Below are 18,428 nucleotides of genomic sequence, written 5' to 3'. Positions count from 1 at the left end.
ACCTAGCTAAATAACTTATTGCTTAAAAAGCAACTTGTATGCCAATTAATATCCTTTAATTGACGAATTTTCCTGAAAATACCGAATCAAGAAAGAGAGTAAAGATTACTTTCTCATACTCTATTAGATTTTAAAAATGGAAATAAGTTAAATACCTTTAAAGTATAATTTCATACTTTAATAAACTTATTTTATTAGATTTTTTATAAGCAAATAGAGTAGAGATAAATCATTATTTTGAACAGCAGACTATCATAAATTTTTAACGAATAAAAAAACCGCCTATTTTAAATAAGCGGCTTTTATAAAATACTTAAATTATTGAGCGGTGTAACCACCATCCATAACCACAGCTTGGCCTGTTACCCCACCTGCTTTGCTACTCGCAAGGAAAATCGCATAGTCAGCAATTTCTTCAACAGAGAGCAAACGCTTTTGAGGAACCATTGCCAAAATCACATCTTCAAGTGCGCTGTCTAAACTTACATTACGGGTTTTAGCCAAATCTGCAATTTGCCCACGAACCAACGGTGTATCTACATAACCCGGGCATAGAGCATTTACCGTAACACCATCGCGTGCACATTCTAATGCCGCAACTTTTGTTAGGCCAATTACGCCGTGTTTAGCACTGTTATACCCTGCCTTTCCAGCGAAACCAATCAAGCCATTAATTGAGGCCATATTAATAATACGACCATATTTTTGAGCTTTCATAATTGGAAAAACATGTTTAATACCAATAAACGCACCAGTTAACATGACTTGAACTAACTTTTGAAAAACAGCCGTTGGAAATTCTTCAATAGGTGCAACATGTTGGAAACCAGCATTATTAATTAAGATATCAACCGTACCAAAGGTCTTTTGAGTAAGCTCAATGGCTTGTTTATAAGCGTCTTCATCGGTCACATCGCATGGTGCAGATAATGCGTCAAAACCTTGCTCTTTAAGTGAGTGCGCCGTTTCTTGACACTTTTCAGCATTCATATCAGAAATAACAACTTTGGCACCTTCTTGAGCAAATTTCTTAGCAATCTCTAGACCGATACCACTTGCAGAACCTGTAATAAAAGCGACCTTACCGTCTAAAAGTTTTGTCATTTATTTACTCCTTAATACTTATAACGCGCTGATTTAAACAATACCCGTTACGGTAAAGACTGTAATTACCACAAATACCGCTAACGTTTTGATTACCGTGACTGCAAAAATATCTTTATACGACTGTTTATGAGTTAACCCAGTAACAGCGAGTAAAGTAATAACAGCACCATTATGCGGAAGTGTATCCATACCACCCGATGCCATCGCAACCACACGGTGCATGACTTCTGGTGGAATACCCGCAGCTAAAATCGCGGCGTTATATTGTTCAGCCATCGCACTTAAAGCGATACTCATACCACCTGAAGCTGAACCGGTAATACCCGCTAAAACGGTTGTGGTCACAGCCCCATTGACTAATGGATTTGTGAAGGTACTACTCATTGCATGGCTAATCAGTGCAAAGCCCGGTAATGACGCAATAATTGCACCGAAACCATACTCAGAAGCCGTATTCATCACCGCTAAAAGTGAACCACCAATACTGGCATTAATGCCCTCTTTGAAGTTCGTCACTACACGCTGATAATCAAACAAAATTGCAGAAATAATCCCAACAATCAGCGCAAGGCCCACCGCCCAGATCGCACCAGTTTTCGCAACATCCACTGTGTAATCCGCTAATCCAACTGCGGCAAAATCAAAACCATTTGGATACCACTCTTTGATTGCTTTAGACAAATATTTGTTCATTACAGCAACAAGAATAAGAGGTACAAAAGCTAAAAACTGACGCGCCGTACTTCCGTTATTTTGTAAGTTCATATCGGCTTCAATTTCTTGAGGCTGTGTATTGTCTGCGCCAAAACCAGAGTACCCTTCGCCTGCTTTTGCAGCAGCTCGGCGACGCCATTCTAAGTAAGCCAAACCCATGCATAAAACAAAAATAGCGCCAATAATTCCTAGAAATGGTGCAGCATAAATATTGGTGCCAAAGAATGTAGTTGGAATTACGTTCTGGATTTGTGGCGTACCCGGTAATGCATCCATGGTAAATGTAAATGCACCAAGCGCGATGGTCCCCGGAATTAAACGTTTTGGAATATTGGCTTGTCTAAATAGCTGGTTTGCAAAAGGATAAATGGCAAATACAGCAACAAATAAACTTACACCGCTATAGGTTAAAATTGCACCTAACAATATAACGGTTAAAATTGCTTTTTTTGCTCCAATCCATCTCACAATAGTTCGTGCAATAGACTCAGCAATTCCTGACATTTCAACGACTTTACCGAAAATTGCCCCGAGTAAAAATACAAGAAAGTAATCTTTAATAAAGTTCACCATTTTGGGCATAAATACACCCGAATAAAACGGTAAGACATTGGCAGGGTTAATGAGAAGAACAGCGAGTAAGGCACAAATTGGTGCCATGAGAATGACTGAAAAGCCCTTGTAAGCTGTATACATCAACAGCCCAAGCGAAAGTAGAATTACAAATAATTCCCACATATATTCCTTCTCCCTAAAGAATAGATATTAGGTTCAATAAAATTACCAAAAGATATTTAGGTTATCCCAAACCTAAAATGATAAAAATCACAGTATCTATGAGTGGTAATAGGTAAATGAGCTTAAAAATAAAATATCACTAAAATATTTAAAAACAATGCAATTTATTTAAATTTTAAAATATACATGCAATACAAATAGTTAAGTTGCTTCATTAGAAAAATTCAATTATTTAGAAACTATTATTATTTAATAAAACTTATTAATTATTGAGTAAATTAAATTAATATCTCTATATTATTTAATAAAGATAATTAAATAATATATTTTTTAAATTAATTTGATAAATATAATTCATCTTATTCTTTTGAAATATTGCGCAGATAATTTTTTATCTTTATTTGAATAAAGCAATTTGAAGCTTAATCATCAAAAGATTAGAACAGAAATATAGAGTCGTGGTTTTTAATATTCTCATCTTTACTCGAAAACGGCGCTTGTTTATTAAAGATAACTTCTACTTCTGTCACTAGAGTTAGACAATGTAATGAATACTATTACATGTCTACTGATAGAATTTATAATTTAGACTTTTCACTAGTATATAAGTTATGAATAAAAGAAATATTTTGTTCACTCTTCAAACTGGATTGATCATCCTACTTAATGGATGTACCGATACTTCTCTGGCTCAAAATAAGGTTATTGTTCCAAAAATTGGTTACTCTGGTAATGCTGATAATGCAAGCTATAGTGAGGCAAAAATCAAGATTGAAGGCTCTTGTGTTTATTTAATGAATACAAATGATCGAGTGATTCCTATTTTTGCAACTAAAGATGCTCATTGGGATAGCAATAAGTATCTTTTAATTGTTGACTCAAAAGAATATAAAGATGGGGATACGATTGCTTACGGCAGCGGAGAAGCTTATCCCATTAATTTGAACAACTACAAATGGATAATTAAACCTGATACTACATGTGATCTAAGTAAAGGCGTTATTATCAATCAATTTATAGAACCTCTTACTAAAAAGTAAATAAAAAAAGCCCTATATGAAAATTCAACTCTTAGCTTCTTTAACTGCTTTTAGCCTAACATCTTGCATGGTAAAGCCTACTATAACTAACCATGAAGAGGTTTCTATTCAACCGATACTTATTACAAGCAATATGAAAAGTAATATTTCAATGATGGCTTCAGCACATGGAAAGCTTATAGCAGATAAAAATGGATGTATCAGACTGGGCGATGAAAAAGGTCCGTTGATTATTTGGCCTTATGGCAGCAAATTTATAAAGTGGTATCTATATTTCTTTAACACATTTTAGTGAAGCTGCCTTTAAGTCGTTATCAGCTTTATAAATCATATTCGAATTAGAGGCACTTAAAATTGTTCTAGCTTCGAGTATATCTTTGTTAAGAAACTTAACTTCTAAAACCATACCATTTTGAAGATAAATTATATTATTAAAATACTTAACTTTATTGAATACTACATGTCCACTAGTATCGTCGCAAAGTATTCCATTACCATCTGCGTCAAGTTTTATGGTTGATATGCTTGGGCCGATTGAAATCGTCCATACCCCTGACACTAAAGGTATAGAAGGCTGTATTTCGCTAAATTTATTATTAGTCATTTGGGTAGTTGGGCTTACACATCCACTTAATGAAAAAATTAAGCTTAATGAAATTATCTTTTTCATGAAATTACTCCTTTTAATTATGACTAAAACTTAACAGTTCAGAAAATAAAAAACTATCAGTTCATATAGCACCCTACCCCATACACACTAGACCTGATTGAACCAATATGAGATGTTTGATATGCATCAATACCTACAATAGAGACCACAAAAGATTGCACAACCTCCATAGTGATTTTCTTTACCTTATCTTCTACTTATTTTGCCACACCAAGACTAGAACTAATCGGCTTATCCTTTTCAAGCCCATATACATCTCTGCAAACTTTAATATTTAATTGATATCCATATTCCGGAAACAAAACTAAAAATTAGATAAATAAATGCAGCAATAATTATGGAAAAAAGGACTATGATGACTCCGTTAGTGATATGGTCTCCATTGGTACCATTCTCAGTGTTTTCCTTGGGATTAATTATCATTGGGGTATTTAAAGATTTTTTTGCCTCATAGAATCCCCAGCCTATACCCAGCAAAACAATTAGTACCGCAAAACCAACTCCAATATCATAAATAACTTCCTCAGCAGCATATTTATCATTTGAAGCTGAAACACACTTTTCAAAGTATTTTTTTTCAATTTCAGACAGTGTGGAGATTGATTTTTGATCTTTAAACATATCTTTAAAACGGATATTGCATGTCTCAATAAATTCTTCTTTATCGTCAGTTCCATCTCCCTCGTAATTACTTGGACGTGAAATATATATTGAACTATGTGTAGTTGTAGCCATCTAATTACAGTAATTTATATACAAAATGATAGTTTAATTGATAGTAAAAAATATTCAATTTAGGCCTTACTCAAATGAATCAAAAACCAATGGCAATGACATGTTCAAACCTTTCATATGATTTTTATAAAGCCTTATCTCAAAATAGTAAAAATTAATATATTCTTTTGGATACTTACTAATTAAATTATAAAAGTGCCGTTCACTCATTAAGGATGCACATTTAATTTTTTGACGTCTAATTTTTAGCTTTATTCATCTTTTTATCTTTATGGGGGGGGACAAATTTATACTCTTTATTTTTAAAAATAGCATTTATTTAATTTAGATTATTCAATAGAATAACAATATAAAATCTTGATAAGAAAACAAAATATGATATGGATTAAATTTATAATATACCCTTTGGGGATGTTTGTACTGTGGCAAATTATTTTCATAATTACGCAACTCTCTTTAACATACCTAAATACGCCACAAGTCATTGTAGCTATACTTTCATTGATCATAAATTGCGGTATGCAAATTTTGATTGGTTATAAAATCCCTCAATTAGCACCAAAATATAAATTTGTAGCGAGTGCTACATACATTATTCTCTTCACCTTTTTGTTAGCAATCTATTCAACAACTATTTTATTAGAAGGCTTAAAAGTTGCTCCTCAAGCAATTTGGCTAGGTTATTTGTTTTTCCATGTAGTTGGAATGGCTCTATTCTTTGCTAATAACACAGATGAGTTTTGTTGGGAAAATTTACTGAAGTAGCTCAGCCTATTGTCCCCTGCTTTATTTTTATTTTTTTGTCAAAAAAACATCATATTAGACAAATTTTCGTATAAATTACCCTTCTAGATGAGTTGGGCAATCTAAAGGATAGAAATGACGCTTAAACAATTAAAAGCTTTTTTAGCCCTTGCGCGTACACTCAACTATGCTAATGCATCATTAGAGCTACATCTCAGCCAGTCTGCTTTAAGTCTTACTATCAAAAGCTTAGAAGAAGAATTAGGCGGAAAACTATTTAACCGTAATACTCGCCGTGTTGAGCTTACCCAAGAAGGTAAATCCCTTATTCCCTACGCTAAAAAATTACTCGCCAATTGGGATGAAATGGAAAACGATGTTAAACAACGTTTTAAGCTCAATCGTGGAACCTTAAGTATCGCTTCAATGCCCTTCGTGACTCATGCGATTCTGCCTGAAGTAATTCATCAATTTTTAGAACTTCATCCCAACTTGAACTTTTCAATTCAAGATATTCCAAATGAGACCATTATAGAAAAAGTACAAGACGGTATTTTTGAGCTTGGTATCTGCTTTGAACCTGATCTCACCGAAGGCCTAGAGTTCAAACCACTATTTGAAGAAGATTTCTTAGCTCTATTACCAAAGACTCACCCACTTGCTCAATCATCTTCTATTACATGGCAAGAGCTTTGTTCAAATCCATTCGTGACATTGCAAAAACCTTCAATTGTTCGATATTTGGTTGAGCAGAATTGTTTGCGAAATAATATAACGCTCGATTTGAAAGTTGAATGTCATCAAATTTCATCACTCTCAAGCTTTGTGGCTTATGGAATTGGGGTGAGTGCAATTCCAAGGCATTTTGCTAAACACATTGATAAAGAACATAACGTACTCATTGAGTTAAAGGATGAATCTATTCATAAGACTGTAGGAATTGTTTATAAAAAGAACTTTGAAATTTCAAATATTTCGACTCAATTTATTGAAGCTTTGATTCAATATAAATTTTAAAAAATTAAAGACTGCTTTTTAGGATGAGCTAAGCACACGCTTAAGCTAAAATTATTAATTATTATAATTTTCAATGATATGAGGTGATTTTTTAAAGTATTTTTCTTTATGTTCGTCTGATCTTTTGTAGACGATTTGAAACTATTCATTGATTATACTTATTAATCATTTAAAAAAATTAACTTCTATAACGCAAAATGTGATGCTAAAACTAAGATTACTAAGGGATATAGGATAACAATAGAATGAATAAAGTTTATGCCAATGCTGAGGCAGCATTAAAAGACGTTATTGCAGATAATCAAACACTTGCCGTAGGTGGTTTTGGTCTATGTGGAATTCCAGAAAAACTGATTGTTGCAGTTAAGCAAAGTGGTGTGACTGGTCTCACATGTATTTCAAATAACGCTGGTGTAGATGATTTTGGTTTAGGTATTTTGCTTCAAACAAAACAGATCAAAAAAATGATCTCTTCTTATGTTGGTGAAAACAAAGAATTTGAGCGCCAATATTTAAATGGTGAACTTGATGTAGAACTTACTCCACAAGGTACATTAGCTGAAAAGTTACGTGCTGGCGGTGCTGGTATTCCGGCGTTCTATACTCAGACTGGCGTCGGTACACTCATTGCCGAAGGTAAAGAAGAACGTACCTTTAATGGCAAAAACTACATTTTAGAAGAATCTTTAACAGCAGACGTGGCTCTTGTTAAAGCCTATAAGGCAGACAAGGCTGGTAACTTAGTGTTCCGTAAAACTGCTCAGAATTTTAACCCTGAATGTGCAATGGCTGGAAAAATTACAATCGCCGAAGTTGAACAGGTTGTTGAAATTGGTGAATTAGATCCGGATGAGATCCATTTAGCGGGTATCTATGTAAACCGCATTGTACTTAATGCGTCACCTGAAAAACGTATTGAGCATAAAACTTTAAGCACGGAGGCAGTATAAAATGGCTTGGTCACGCAATGAAATGGCACAACGTGCTGCAAAAGAACTTGAAGACGGTTTTTATGTCAATTTAGGTATTGGCTTACCTACTCTAGTTGCTAACTATATTCCTGAAAATATTAATGTTTGGCTTCAGTCTGAAAATGGCCTATTAGGTATTGGTGAGTTTCCAACCGAAGAAACTGTCGATGCCGATTTAATTAATGCCGGTAAACAAACGGTTACTGCTCGTCCTGGCGCAGCATTTTTCTCAAGCTCAGAATCTTTTGCCATGATCCGCGGTGGCCATGTCAACATTGCAATTTTAGGCGCAATGGAAGTTTCCGAAAATGGTGACTTAGCGAACTGGATGATTCCTGGCAAGAAAGTCAAAGGTATGGGCGGTGCCATGGATTTGGTTGTTGGTGTCCAAAAAGTTGTAGTGCTTATGGAACACTGCGCAAAAGATGGTACGCCAAAAATTGTGAAAAACTGTAGTTTACCTTTAACAGGTAAAGGCGTGGTTCATCGCGTCATTACTGACTTAGGTGTAATGGACATTACACCACAAGGCGTAGAGCTGATTGAGCTTGCTAAAGATGTCACGCTTGAACAGATTCAAGCTGCTACTGGCGTTGAGTTTTATAAAACCTTAGTCGCGTAAATTCTAAGATTTAGTTAGCTGTACAAGACTCAAGTTAGTAAGTGAGCTTGAGTCTTAGCCCTTTTAAGCACCGGATGTGCTGTTTATAAATAAGAACGAGAAGGATTTTTCAGCTATGGAAAAACAGCAAGGAATTTTTGAAAGATTTGCTCTTCGGATTAGTGACTGGTCTGAAAAATGGTTTCCTGATTCATATATTTTTGCATTACTTGGCGTCATTATTGTGTCTATTGCCGCTTTAGGTATTGGTGCGCCTATTCACGATGTTGCGACTTCCTTCGGTAACGGTTTCTGGAGTCTTATTCCCTTTACCCTGCAAATGACGATGCTCATTATTGTAGGTTATGTCGTTTCTGTATCTAAGCCCGTAAAGTTCCTAATCCAAAAAATGGCACGTATTCCAAATTCGGGACGTGGTGCTATTGTTTTAGTTGCAACCGTTAGTTTATTAATTTCACTGGTCAATTGGGCAGTAAGCACGATTCTTACTGCACTTTTAGTGATTGCATTAGCAAAACGTAAAGAGCTGAATATGGATTACCGTGCAGCGGCAGCGGCTGCAATTATTGGTATGGGGGCAACTTGGGCACTTGGAATCAGCTCTTCGGCAGCACAGCTTCAAGCGAATAAAACCAGTTTACCTGAGTCAATTTACAACCTAACTGGCGTTATTCCATTTACTGAAACGATTTTCCTTTGGCAATCAATTGCGATGACCATTATTTTGGTGATTGTTTCAATCGCAATCGCTTACTGGTCAGCTCCAAAAGGTAATAATGTTAAAACGATTGATAGTTTTGATGTTCAATTTGAAGAAGACAAACCCCATGATGAGAAATCTAATCGTCCAGGTGACTGGTTAGAAAACTCGCCTATCTTAACGATTATTGTGGTCGCATTAGGGTTAATCTGGATGTTTTTTGAGTTTTCAAAAAGTAATCCAATCATTGCCATTTCAAGCCTTAACACCTATAACTTTGTGTTTTTAATGCTTGGTTTAGCGTTACATGGCACACCACGAAACTTCTTAAATGCTGTTTCAAAGGCAGTTCCGGCTGTCTCAGGAATCTTAATTCAGTTTCCACTTTACGGAAGCATCGCTTTTATTATGACGCAAGCTTTAAACAGTCAAGATTTATCGCTGTCGCATTATATAGCTGAGTTTTTCGTTTCAATCGCCTCAAAAGAAACCTTTGCAATTGTGATGGGAATTTACTCTGCCATCCTTGGGTTCTTTGTGCCATCTGGCGGTGGAAAATGGATTATTGAAGCCCCATATGTCATGCAGGCAGCAAATGATTTGAAAGTTCATTTAGGCTGGTCTGTACAAATTTATAATGCAGCCGAAGCTTTACCGAACTTAATCAATCCGTTCTTTATGCTTCCAATGTTAGGCATTCTAAAACTAAAAGCAAAAGATGTGATTGGTTTTACAGTCACTCAGCTCGTTGTGCATTTTCCATTAGTTTTATTTTTATTATGGTTCTTTGGAAGAACACTTAGCTACACCCCACCTACTTTTTAATTTACTGGCGCCTTTAGTTTCGGCTAAAGGCAAATTTAGCAAATACATCAATAAGAGATATTAAGATGAGTTCAATTGTTATAGTTTCAGGTAGCCGTACTGCAATGGGCGGTTTTCAAGGCAGTCTATCGGCTTTAACTGCACCAGAACTTGGCGCTGCTGTTATCCGTGAATCGATCCAACGTGCAGGTGTTGCACCTGAACAAGTAGATGAAATTATTTTTGGTTGTGTATTGAGTGCAGGCATAGGCCAAGGTCCTGCTCGTCAGGCGATGCGTAAAGCTGGTGTACCTGATCATGTCGGTGCAGTTACCATTAATAAACTATGTGGCTCTGCCATGAAAGCGGTGTTAATGGCATCAGATACTTTAAAAGCAGGCAGTGCCAATATTATTGTAGCTGGCGGTATGGAATCTATGACCAATGCGCCTTATATTTTACCTAAAGCTCGCGGTGGTTACCGTATGGGTCACGGTGAGATTAAGGACCATATGTTTTTAGATGGCCTTGAAGATGCAGAAACAGGCCGCTTAATGGGTTCTTTTGCTCAAGACATGGCAAATACCAAAGGCTTTACCCGTGAGCAAATGGATAACTTTGCGATTTCTTCACTTAAAAAAGCGCAAACTGCGATTACGGAAGGTTACTTCAAAGAAGAAATTGTTCCTGTTGAAGTAAAAACACGTAAAGGTGTTGAAGTTATCGATCAAGATGAGCAACCACTAAAAGCGAATCTTGAGAAGATCCCAACATTACGTCCAGCTTTTACTAAAGATGGGACAATTACAGCTGCTAACTCAAGCTCAATTTCTGATGGTGCTGCTGCTTTAGTACTCACCACTGAAGAATATGCTCAAAGTCATGGTTTAAATACTTTGGCAAAAATTGTTGCAACTTCTACTCACTCACAACATCCAAGCGAATTTACCATTGCTCCGATTAGTGCAATTCAAAAAGTACTTGAGCGCGCTGGCTGGTCTGTTGATGAAGTAGATGCTTGGGAAATTAATGAAGCTTTTGCAATGGTGGCAATGGCGCCAATTCATGAACTCGGCATTGATGAAGCAAAAGTAAATGTACATGGCGGTGCTTGTGCTTTAGGCCATCCAATTGGCGCAACTGGTTCAAGAATTATTCTTTCTCTTATCTATGCTTTAAAACGCCTTGGTAAAAAGAAAGGTGTTGCTGCATTATGTATCGGTGGTGGTGAAGCTACAGCTGTCGCGATTGAAATCTAAAAATCAAACTACCAAGAAGATGTAAGCATTTTTCTTACATCTTCTTTTTTTAGACTTTAAAAAGTTCATAGCAGGTTTGACGGAACCATTTATGACTACTTTTATGATGGCAAGACATATGCCAATGTTGTTTAACATCATAAGTTGGAAAGTCTAGAGGTGCAGGTAAAATCTGTAAATTTTCTCTCACCAATAAGACTTGGCTTAAATAATACGGTACCGTTGCGATCGCATCTGTTTCTTGTACGACTAATCCCACTCCAAGATAGCTCGGTAATCGAATTAAAATATTTCGATCCAATCCTTTATTCTGTAATTCATTTTTAATATGGTAATGCCCAATTCCCGCGTCAATATCGATATGATACTCGCGCATATAATCATCTAAAGTAAAATTATTTGGGTCTAAACGAGGATGGCTCTTAGAGCTAATCACCACATAATGCTGTTTAAAAAACTTTTGTTGATAAAAGCCTTCTTCTAACTGCGGTAAAAAGCCAATTGCAAGATCAATCTCACCATTTGCCATTTGATAGCTGGTTTCTGGTGTAATCGGCCTAATATTCAAGCGAATTAAAGGGGCTTTTTCTTTTAAATAGTTTGTTAATTGCGGTAATAAAACCAGATGAGATACATCTGTCATGGCAATTGTAAAAAGCTGATCTGAAGTTAGCGGATCAAAATTCACGCTAAAATTATTAATGCTTTCTACTTTATCAATAACTTCACTAATGAGTGGAAAAATCTCTTTTGCTAATTCGGTTGGGATCATCTCATTCCCAACACGAATAAAAAGTGGATCATTAAAATGCTGACGGATTTTGTTCAGTCCATTACTAACACTCGGTTGTGTAAGGCCAATAGCATCAGCAGCCATTGAAACACTTTTAAACCGATAAATATGATAAAAAATATTTAGTAATCTACTATCTAGATCAAACAAAATTGTCTCCGTCTGGATCAAATAATCCATTCAAAAGGAATAAAATCAGGCACAGCATGTCTAAAAATGCTCACTAGATTTCTGAATTATTGATATATGGTCTAAATTAACAAAGAATCTAGACCATGAGCAATGCTTTATAAAGCCTTTCATCATAAAGACAAAGGTATGAGCTCTTTAATTGATTACTTTGTATGTAAATATCTTGAGGACATCACATATCATTATAAATTTTAATCATGCTGAGTTTGGAAGCCCTTCCAGATTTGCTGAACTGATTTGTTATCACTCAAGTTATTTTTAAAAATATAAATATCTTGTGGCAGACAATATTCGTTATGGTCCAACATGACCAATTTTCCAGTAGCGAGATCTTCCTCTACATTAATTTTTGGAATCCATGCTACACCTAAACCTTGTAATACAAGCTCTTTCAAGTTGGTGGCATTGTCAGTTTCATATAAGGTTTTATAGATCAGTTTACCTTCAATCAATTGATCGACCAATTTGCGCAAATAAGCATGTTTACTATAAGCAAGTAATGAAAAATTACTCTGAATTGTATGCTTAGGCGTATGATCTGCTTCGGTAGCTGACACTGGAACAATCTCTGTTTCAGCGATCTTGATGCCACTTAAAATATCATCACCAACTCGATTAATATTAGATCGATCTGCATAACAAATCATAAAATCGCAGGCACCTTCTTTTAAAAGAGATAAGCCTTCACCACTATTCGTCGCGACAATTTCGATTTTTAAATCACGCATAAATGTTGGGAATTTTTTTAAAAAAGTGGTTAAAAAACCTGATGCTAATGAGTGGACAACACAGAAACGAATCGTAGATTCGGTTTCATTTTTGATGTTTTTAATCAGCTTTGCTGTTTCTTCTACCTGCTTCTCAATATTTTTAGACATCACCAGCATAATCCGCCCAATGTCTGTAAATTCAATATTATTTTTATTATTTCGAATAATAACTTCAGCTCCGATCATCTCTTCTATTTGCTGAATTCTACGCGTAAATGCGGATTGACTAATAAATCGTTTTTCGGCTGCTTTTGAAATAGAACGCTCACGCTCAAGTGTCAAAAGGTCTTCTACCCAACGTACTTCTAAGTTCATTTTATGCATTCCCTTTTTATATTTATGTCCTTAATCTGTCTGGTTGGGAAGCTGAATAAATAGCTGAATAGATGAATAAAAACTATAAAACATGGGAGTACCTGCAAAAATGCGATGGAGGGTTGGCAAAGCCAAACAATAAAAGTAAGTATTTAAATAATTTTGACATAGAAAAGAGCGTAAGAGAATAAAAGACTTTGATTTAACTCAATAACTCATACAAATATAAAATTATTACTCTAAAAATTATTTTAAATCAAAAAGTAAGGAGCATATAACGCAAGTAAATAACAAATTTTAAGGTAATAAAAAATAGAAATAATCCTATGCTTTACTCATGTTTTATTTTTTATAAAAAAAGTCCGCACCTTGGGGAAGAATACGGACTGTAAAACTGAAAATGACTATCTTGCTTATTTCAGGAATTAAACTCTCTGACTCAATAAATTCATTTAAATCAGAAGATATACTTGTAGTATAGCTCAGTCCATAAAACCTGACTATTCTACTAAAGTATTTAACTTAAGATTGAATAAAAACCGAATTTCTAATATTCACCAATGAGGTAATATAACTTTCTTGAAATTTCAACCATCATATTAGAAGTATATTGAGTAATTTCAAAAACTTGCTTTTTCTGTGGATTGAACACCATATTGTCATTTTCATCACTAAAAAAGATATAAGTGGTGTATTTATCCATATGGTGGATATGCTCTTTTAAGCTTAATTTTTCCCCAGAATTGGGATCATAGGCGATAAACTTCATTCTCATGAATTTTGTCTCTATACATACAGTCTTTTACCCAAATTTTAAGAAAATCTAGATAAAACAATATTTTGATGGATAATATGGAATGGTTAACCTAAGAACTAAGGCTACTTGTAAGATATGGGCACAATACTATTAGCCTTGTTTACCGAGGTTTCAGCAGAAGCGATTGATTGCTCTGCTTCTTTAAGCAGACGAGAAGTTTTAGACTCACTTTTCTCTTCACCGTGGAAAAGCACATAGTATGTAAAACTTCCCAAAATAATTAATGCGGCTGTGACTTTTAACATAAACTTAAAACTAAGATTTTTTCGTATTATAGTGTTTTTTATGTGAAATGCATCACATTTTTATATGAATTTGTTAGATAGGCTTCACTTTAAAAGCTAATAATAAAGATAATTAAGTTGATATTTCACTTAAATTAACTAGTCTTAATTTTTGCAATGGGTTGCTTTTAAAAATTAGATGACCATTCACTGTATCAAGCAAATTTTTAAAATAACTTCATCTAATTATTAAGTTATTAATTTATATAGTTAAACTAATAGTTTAAAATGAACTCTCCTAGTTAGTTGACTATAAAATTAAAAAACTGATATGCAAAAAATGCATAATTAACTTGATAAATGCATTAGAAGTGAAGCATTTCGAAATCTAATATGAATTATCTTCTTTACTAATTCGAAGTTTAATGATGAACGCTGAAATTACCACCCGTATTGAGAAGGATCTTATTGGTTATAGAGAGATCAATAATAACGACTACTACGGAGTTCAAACATTACGTGCTCTAGAAAACTTTAATTTAACTCAAAGCAAGGTCGGAAATTTCCCTCACCTTATTAAAGCTTTAGCAATGGTAAAGCTTGCTTGTGCTGAAGCGAACTATAATCTTAAAAGCTTAGATCAGACTAAATTTGAAGCGATTGAATATAGCTGTAATCAACTTATTCGTGGTAATTTTCACGATCAGTTCCCAATTGATATGATGCAAGGCGGTGCTGGTACTTCAACCAATATGAATGCAAATGAAGTATTAGCAAACGTCGCTTTAGAATATATGGGACACGCAAAAGGCCAATATCAATATTTGCATCCTAATAATGACATTAACATGTCACAGTCAACAAATGACGTGTACCCTACTGCGATTCGCTTAGGTTTGTTATTAAGCTTAGATGAACTAAATCTTCCTTTTAACAATTTAATCTTAAGTTTCCGCAATAAATCTCAAGAATTTGCTCACATCCTAAAAATGGGCCGTACACAGTTACAAGACGCTGTGCCAATGACATTAGGTCAAGAGTTTGGTGCTTTTGCAGTAACTTTACAAAAAGACCTTGAGCAAATTAATACGCTTATTCCAAATGTTTTAGCGTATATGAACCTTGGTGGTACGGCGATTGGTACGGGAATTACTACTGAATATAGTTACCGTGAACTTGCGATTCAAGCGCTTGCAAAAATTTCTGGTAAGAAAATTAAGTCTGCTCCTGATCTAATCGAAGCAACTTCAGATATGGGTGACTTTGTTCTTTTATCTGGTTTATTAAAGCGTACCGCAACTAAACTTTCAAAAATTGCTAATGACTTACGTTTACTTTCAAGTGGTCCACGTACTGGCATTAATGAAATTAATTTAGAAGCTCGCCAACCAGGTAGCTCGATCATGCCGGGTAAAGTAAACCCAGTTATACCTGAAGCAATGAACCTTGCTTGTTTCCAGATCATTGCAAATGACTTGGCTGTAACTTTAGCTGCTGAAGCGGGCCAATTACAGTTAAATGCAATGGAACCACTTATTGCATTCAAACTGTTTGAATCTATGGATTTGCTTGGTAAGGCAATGGCAATGTTCCAAAGTAAGTGTATTGATACAATTACGGCGAACCCTGAGCATTGTAAGGCTTTGGTTGAAAACTCGATTGGTATCGTGACTGCACTTAACCCATATCTAGGTTATGAAACTACAACTCGTATTGCTAAAACTGCAAACGAAACTGGACAAAGCGTATTGGCTTTAGTTCAAAATGAAGGTTTATTATCGGCACAAGTGCTTGATGATATCTTGTCGATTAATAATATGGTTAAACCAAAAATGTCGGCTTAATTCCTGAAAATAAAAAAGGAGCTTTTATAAGCTCCTTTTTTATTTGTTCTATATTCTAAAAACTGAAAGTTGTAGAGAACTGGGCTGTACGTGGATTACCTAAGAATAAATAGTCATCACCCATAAATGCACCTACATCACGCCAATATTTCTTATTAAACAAGTTATCAATATTGAATCTAAAAGTTGTGTCATGCCCAGCAAAATTTGTTTTATAGGCCGCACCAATATTAAAAACGCTGTAACCGCCTACTTTTGCAGTTCCCTCTTTGTTTGCATATTTACTGCTACTGTATTGCATGCCACTCAATAATCTTAATCCTTCAACTGACGGAACTTTATAAGATAACTGTGCAGTTGCGCGTACTTTCGGTACATTTTGAGTTTGATGACCTTTATAGCTGTCACTATCAATATCAACTAGACGAGATTTGGTATAGGTAATGCCAGAGCTTACGTCAACTGTATCGGTTAATGCACCAGTTAAACCTAATTCAATACCTTGATTGTGCTGTTTACCTTGTTCAATAAAATCGAAAGTTCCATCAGCATTTACTTTGCTATATTGATTGTCTTGTTTTAAATCAAAAATAGCTGCTGTTAATAAGAAGTTTCGTATTTGTTGCTTAACACCAATTTCATATTGTTCAGAATTTCTAGGTGATAATATCTGGGGACCAGTGCCATACATGACATTTTTTGTATACCAAGGTGCTTCACCACCATCCGATAATCCTTTGGCATATGAAGCATAAAGATTAGTCTTAGCAGTTGGGCTATACATAAGCGCTAATTGTGGTAAGAACTTATTTAAATCTGTGTCTCGGCTTTGCTGGCCATCTGGCTTATAGGCTTGTTCGTCAAGATGAATAAGTTTTCCACCCAATAAAGTTGACCATTGATCGTTAAACTGAACTCGGTCAGATATGGTAAAAGCAGTCTGATCGCTTTCTAGAGCTTTAAAGCGATTGCCTAATTTTTCAGGTGGCATTTTAAAATCTGATGAATCAGTATAAATATTGCCAATTTCATTCTCAATAAGTTGATTACTCGGATCATAACGCTTCAGGTTTTTACGTGTATTTTGCAATTCAAAAGCTACCTGATGCTCAATATTCCCAGTATTGAATTGACCCTCTAACCCAGCAGAAAACTGATTAGTTATACGTGTGTCATCTGGGCTACGATAGTCATAAAGATCATAGTTTCCATCTTTGTCAAATACTGCAAGTGGATTACCCGATGAATAATAACTTCCATAAGGAAACACAATATAATCATCAATCACAACACGGCTTTGCGATGCACTTAAGCTAGCATTCCATTGATCATTAAATGCATATTGATATTTCAAACTTGCATTTACACTGTTATTTACAACAGGTTTACTCCAAGACTGATAACCCAATAAACGGTCTTGATCTACATTTGTTGGTACTTCTTGCCCATCAAGCAGTTGATAACCTGGTACTGAACGTTGACTTTGATGCTGAGCTTCAATATCAAACAATAATTTAGAACGATCATTAATTTTCCAGTCTAAAGCAACTGAACCAAACTCTCGTTTACCATTTGCATGATCAACATTTGGATGGATGCTTTCATGGGCTAAATTGATTCGATAACCAAAACTATTATTAACAAAGCCGCCAACATCTGTTGCCAGCGTATAGCCACCTTCTGAATTTGCATCTACAGTAATGTTTTTAACATCGGCTGGTCTTTTGGTTACATAGTTAACCACACCACCCGGCGTCGACATTCCAGATTGAATTGCAGAAATGCCTTTTAAGATTTCAACTTGTTCTTTATTTTCTAAAGCCACGTTTTGTTCGCCACGTATAGTATGGCCATTAATGAGATAACTTGAGCCTAAATCAAGCGCAAAACCACGTGCTACAAAATTTGGATAGTAGCCAATTGCAGCGTAGCCATCCCCTAAAGAAGGATCGTTTTTAATAACATCAGTTAAAGTTTTTGCGTGTTGGTCTGCTATACGCTCAGAGGTAATGGTTGTAATAGATGCAGGAACTTTCTTTAAATCATCAGTTTGAAAACCAGATAAAATAACTTTTTTAGACGTATATAGTGCATCATTATTTTGTGTAGCATTCACAGTAATGGTTGGGAGCTGCGAAACCTCCGCTTCATTTGCATAGACGACAGATGTTATGAGTGCAATAGATGAAGCCAATGCTGTTTTAGAGCATGTCATGAAGTGAAGATTTATCGAACGTCTTTCCATTGAATAACTCCCTGCCATACCGTGCATAATTCTAAAGCGCTAGAAATGAGTGCGGAGTCTATTTTTAGCCACGCAAGAATACAGCTACATATATTGAGAAACAATAC

General features: G+C 35.2%; 19 protein-coding genes and 1 pseudogene. 9 read left to right on the top strand and 11 right to left on the bottom strand.

Annotated elements, in window-relative coordinates; genetic code table 11:
• Positions 1-318: 318 nt before the first annotated feature.
• The 3 genes and pseudogenes from J690_RS07190 to J690_RS23665 form a co-directional block, all read right to left on the bottom strand.
• Positions 319-1,104 (bottom strand): 3-hydroxybutyrate dehydrogenase, encoded by a 786-nt coding sequence (locus J690_RS07190; RefSeq protein WP_032003616.1) that lies wholly within the window; start codon positions 1,102-1,104, stop codon positions 319-321.
• Between the two features lie 33 nt (positions 1,105-1,137).
• Entirely contained in the window at positions 1,138-2,559 is a 1,422-nt protein-coding gene (locus J690_RS07185) for a GntP family permease (RefSeq protein WP_017481172.1), read from the bottom strand.
• 397 nt (positions 2,560-2,956) lie between these two features.
• A pseudogene (locus tag J690_RS23665) lies at positions 2,957-3,089 on the bottom strand (hypothetical protein).
• A gap of 81 nt (positions 3,090-3,170) precedes the next feature.
• On the opposite strand from J690_RS23665, the gene J690_RS07180 reads away from it, so the two are divergent.
• On the top strand, positions 3,171-3,599 hold the full coding sequence (locus J690_RS07180) for a hypothetical protein (RefSeq protein ID WP_017481173.1): 429 nt from the start codon (positions 3,171-3,173) through the stop codon (positions 3,597-3,599).
• Positions 3,600-3,615: 16 nt separating this feature from the next.
• Positions 3,616-3,891 carry a hypothetical protein gene (locus J690_RS07175; RefSeq protein WP_017386926.1) on the top strand — a complete coding sequence of 92 codons (276 nt, stop codon included), beginning with the start codon at positions 3,616-3,618 and terminating at the stop codon, positions 3,889-3,891.
• Here the strand turns inward: J690_RS07175 and J690_RS24705 are convergent.
• From J690_RS24705 to J690_RS07170, 3 genes are all read right to left on the bottom strand, one after another.
• On the bottom strand, positions 3,868-4,269 hold the full coding sequence (locus tag J690_RS24705; protein ID WP_017403212.1) for a J517_1871 family lipoprotein: 402 nt from the start codon (positions 4,267-4,269) through the stop codon (positions 3,868-3,870). The two genes, J690_RS07175 and J690_RS24705, sit on opposite strands and share 24 nt — an antisense overlap.
• A 56-nt stretch (positions 4,270-4,325) precedes the next feature.
• The gene (locus J690_RS24245; protein ID WP_107908721.1) at positions 4,326-4,439 is read right to left on the bottom strand and encodes a hypothetical protein; all 114 of its coding nucleotides are present in this window, start codon (positions 4,437-4,439) and stop codon (positions 4,326-4,328) included.
• 97 nt (positions 4,440-4,536) lie between these two features.
• Entirely contained in the window at positions 4,537-4,890 is a 354-nt protein-coding gene (locus J690_RS07170) for a hypothetical protein (protein WP_078225433.1), read from the bottom strand.
• 489 nt (positions 4,891-5,379) lie between these two features.
• Here J690_RS07170 and J690_RS24450 point away from each other — a divergent pair, with 489 nt between their 5' ends.
• The 6 genes from J690_RS24450 to J690_RS07145 all read left to right on the top strand — a co-directional run bounded on the left by J690_RS24450 (position 5,380) and on the right by J690_RS07145 (position 11,121).
• Positions 5,380-5,769 (top strand): hypothetical protein, encoded by a 390-nt coding sequence (locus J690_RS24450; RefSeq protein ID WP_025468408.1) that lies wholly within the window; start codon positions 5,380-5,382, stop codon positions 5,767-5,769.
• 114 nt (positions 5,770-5,883) lie between these two features.
• Entirely contained in the window at positions 5,884-6,765 is an 882-nt protein-coding gene (locus J690_RS07165; protein ID WP_002113536.1) for a LysR family transcriptional regulator, read from the top strand.
• A gap of 245 nt (positions 6,766-7,010) precedes the next feature.
• Complete coding sequence (locus J690_RS07160) at positions 7,011-7,715, top strand: CoA transferase subunit A (RefSeq protein ID WP_002113873.1); 705 nt, start codon at positions 7,011-7,013, stop codon at positions 7,713-7,715.
• A gap of 1 nt (position 7,716) precedes the next feature.
• Complete coding sequence (locus J690_RS07155; RefSeq protein ID WP_014206696.1) at positions 7,717-8,358, top strand: 3-oxoacid CoA-transferase subunit B; 642 nt, start codon at positions 7,717-7,719, stop codon at positions 8,356-8,358.
• Between the two features lie 115 nt (positions 8,359-8,473).
• A complete protein-coding gene (locus tag J690_RS07150; RefSeq protein ID WP_032035030.1) occupies positions 8,474-9,883 on the top strand; it encodes a short-chain fatty acid transporter in 1,410 nt (469 codons plus the stop codon).
• 65 nt (positions 9,884-9,948) lie between these two features.
• Positions 9,949-11,121, top strand: a complete 1,173-nt coding sequence (locus tag J690_RS07145; protein ID WP_032035027.1) for a thiolase family protein — start codon at positions 9,949-9,951, stop codon at positions 11,119-11,121.
• Between the two features lie 49 nt (positions 11,122-11,170).
• Here the strand turns inward: J690_RS07145 and J690_RS07140 are convergent, their stop codons facing one another.
• The 4 genes from J690_RS07140 to J690_RS23650 all read right to left on the bottom strand — a co-directional run bounded on the left by J690_RS07140 (position 11,171) and on the right by J690_RS23650 (position 14,253).
• Complete coding sequence (locus J690_RS07140) at positions 11,171-12,064, bottom strand: LysR family transcriptional regulator (protein WP_003651675.1); 894 nt, start codon at positions 12,062-12,064, stop codon at positions 11,171-11,173.
• 233 nt (positions 12,065-12,297) lie between these two features.
• Entirely contained in the window at positions 12,298-13,191 is an 894-nt protein-coding gene (locus tag J690_RS07135; RefSeq protein ID WP_002113716.1) for a LysR substrate-binding domain-containing protein, read from the bottom strand.
• Between the two features lie 547 nt (positions 13,192-13,738).
• On the bottom strand, positions 13,739-13,960 hold the full coding sequence (locus J690_RS0104020; protein ID WP_014206692.1) for a hypothetical protein: 222 nt from the start codon (positions 13,958-13,960) through the stop codon (positions 13,739-13,741).
• Between the two features lie 110 nt (positions 13,961-14,070).
• Positions 14,071-14,253, bottom strand: a complete 183-nt coding sequence (locus J690_RS23650) for a hypothetical protein (protein ID WP_002113649.1) — start codon at positions 14,251-14,253, stop codon at positions 14,071-14,073.
• A 404-nt stretch (positions 14,254-14,657) separates the two neighbouring features.
• On the opposite strand from J690_RS23650, the gene J690_RS07125 reads away from it, so the two are divergent.
• Entirely contained in the window at positions 14,658-16,076 is a 1,419-nt protein-coding gene (locus J690_RS07125) for an aspartate ammonia-lyase (RefSeq protein WP_017399577.1), read from the top strand.
• A gap of 55 nt (positions 16,077-16,131) precedes the next feature.
• On the opposite strand, the gene J690_RS07120 is transcribed toward J690_RS07125, so the two are convergent.
• The gene (locus J690_RS07120; protein WP_032035026.1) at positions 16,132-18,348 is read right to left on the bottom strand and encodes a TonB-dependent siderophore receptor; all 2,217 of its coding nucleotides are present in this window, start codon (positions 18,346-18,348) and stop codon (positions 16,132-16,134) included.
• Positions 18,349-18,428: the final 80 nt, after the last annotated feature.

It is taken from the genome of Acinetobacter sp. 742879, from assembly GCF_000588535.1.
Classification (GTDB): Bacteria; Pseudomonadota; Gammaproteobacteria; order Pseudomonadales; family Moraxellaceae; genus Acinetobacter; species Acinetobacter pittii.
Note: the sequence above shows the minus strand (reverse complement) of the source record. Positions and strands in the feature narration are given on the sequence as shown.

Excerpts from the sequence above, each read along its gene's own strand:
- J690_RS07190 (WP_032003616.1), bottom strand. The coding sequence starts at position 1,104 with ATGACAAAACTTTTAGACGGTAAGGTCGCTTTTATTACAGGTTCTGCA.
- J690_RS07185 (WP_017481172.1), bottom strand. The coding sequence starts at position 2,559 with ATGTGGGAATTATTTGTAATTCTACTTTCGCTTGGGCTGTTGATGTAT.
- J690_RS07180 (WP_017481173.1), top strand. The coding sequence starts at position 3,171 with ATGAATAAAAGAAATATTTTGTTCACTCTTCAAACTGGATTGATCATC.
- J690_RS07175 (WP_017386926.1), top strand. The coding sequence starts at position 3,616 with ATGAAAATTCAACTCTTAGCTTCTTTAACTGCTTTTAGCCTAACATCT.
- J690_RS24705 (WP_017403212.1), bottom strand. The coding sequence starts at position 4,269 with ATGAAAAAGATAATTTCATTAAGCTTAATTTTTTCATTAAGTGGATGT.
- J690_RS24245 (WP_107908721.1), bottom strand. The coding sequence starts at position 4,439 with ATGGAGGTTGTGCAATCTTTTGTGGTCTCTATTGTAGGTATTGATGCA.
- J690_RS07170 (WP_078225433.1), bottom strand. The coding sequence starts at position 4,890 with ATGTTTAAAGATCAAAAATCAATCTCCACACTGTCTGAAATTGAAAAA.
- J690_RS24450 (WP_025468408.1), top strand. The coding sequence starts at position 5,380 with ATGATATGGATTAAATTTATAATATACCCTTTGGGGATGTTTGTACTG.
- J690_RS07165 (WP_002113536.1), top strand. The coding sequence starts at position 5,884 with ATGACGCTTAAACAATTAAAAGCTTTTTTAGCCCTTGCGCGTACACTC.
- J690_RS07160 (WP_002113873.1), top strand. The coding sequence starts at position 7,011 with ATGAATAAAGTTTATGCCAATGCTGAGGCAGCATTAAAAGACGTTATT.
- J690_RS07155 (WP_014206696.1), top strand. The coding sequence starts at position 7,717 with ATGGCTTGGTCACGCAATGAAATGGCACAACGTGCTGCAAAAGAACTT.
- J690_RS07150 (WP_032035030.1), top strand. The coding sequence starts at position 8,474 with ATGGAAAAACAGCAAGGAATTTTTGAAAGATTTGCTCTTCGGATTAGT.
- J690_RS07145 (WP_032035027.1), top strand. The coding sequence starts at position 9,949 with ATGAGTTCAATTGTTATAGTTTCAGGTAGCCGTACTGCAATGGGCGGT.
- J690_RS07135 (WP_002113716.1), bottom strand. The coding sequence starts at position 13,191 with ATGAACTTAGAAGTACGTTGGGTAGAAGACCTTTTGACACTTGAGCGT.
- J690_RS0104020 (WP_014206692.1), bottom strand. The coding sequence starts at position 13,960 with ATGAAGTTTATCGCCTATGATCCCAATTCTGGGGAAAAATTAAGCTTA.
- J690_RS23650 (WP_002113649.1), bottom strand. The coding sequence starts at position 14,253 with ATGTTAAAAGTCACAGCCGCATTAATTATTTTGGGAAGTTTTACATAC.
- J690_RS07125 (WP_017399577.1), top strand. The coding sequence starts at position 14,658 with ATGATGAACGCTGAAATTACCACCCGTATTGAGAAGGATCTTATTGGT.
- J690_RS07120 (WP_032035026.1), bottom strand. The coding sequence starts at position 18,348 with ATGCACGGTATGGCAGGGAGTTATTCAATGGAAAGACGTTCGATAAAT.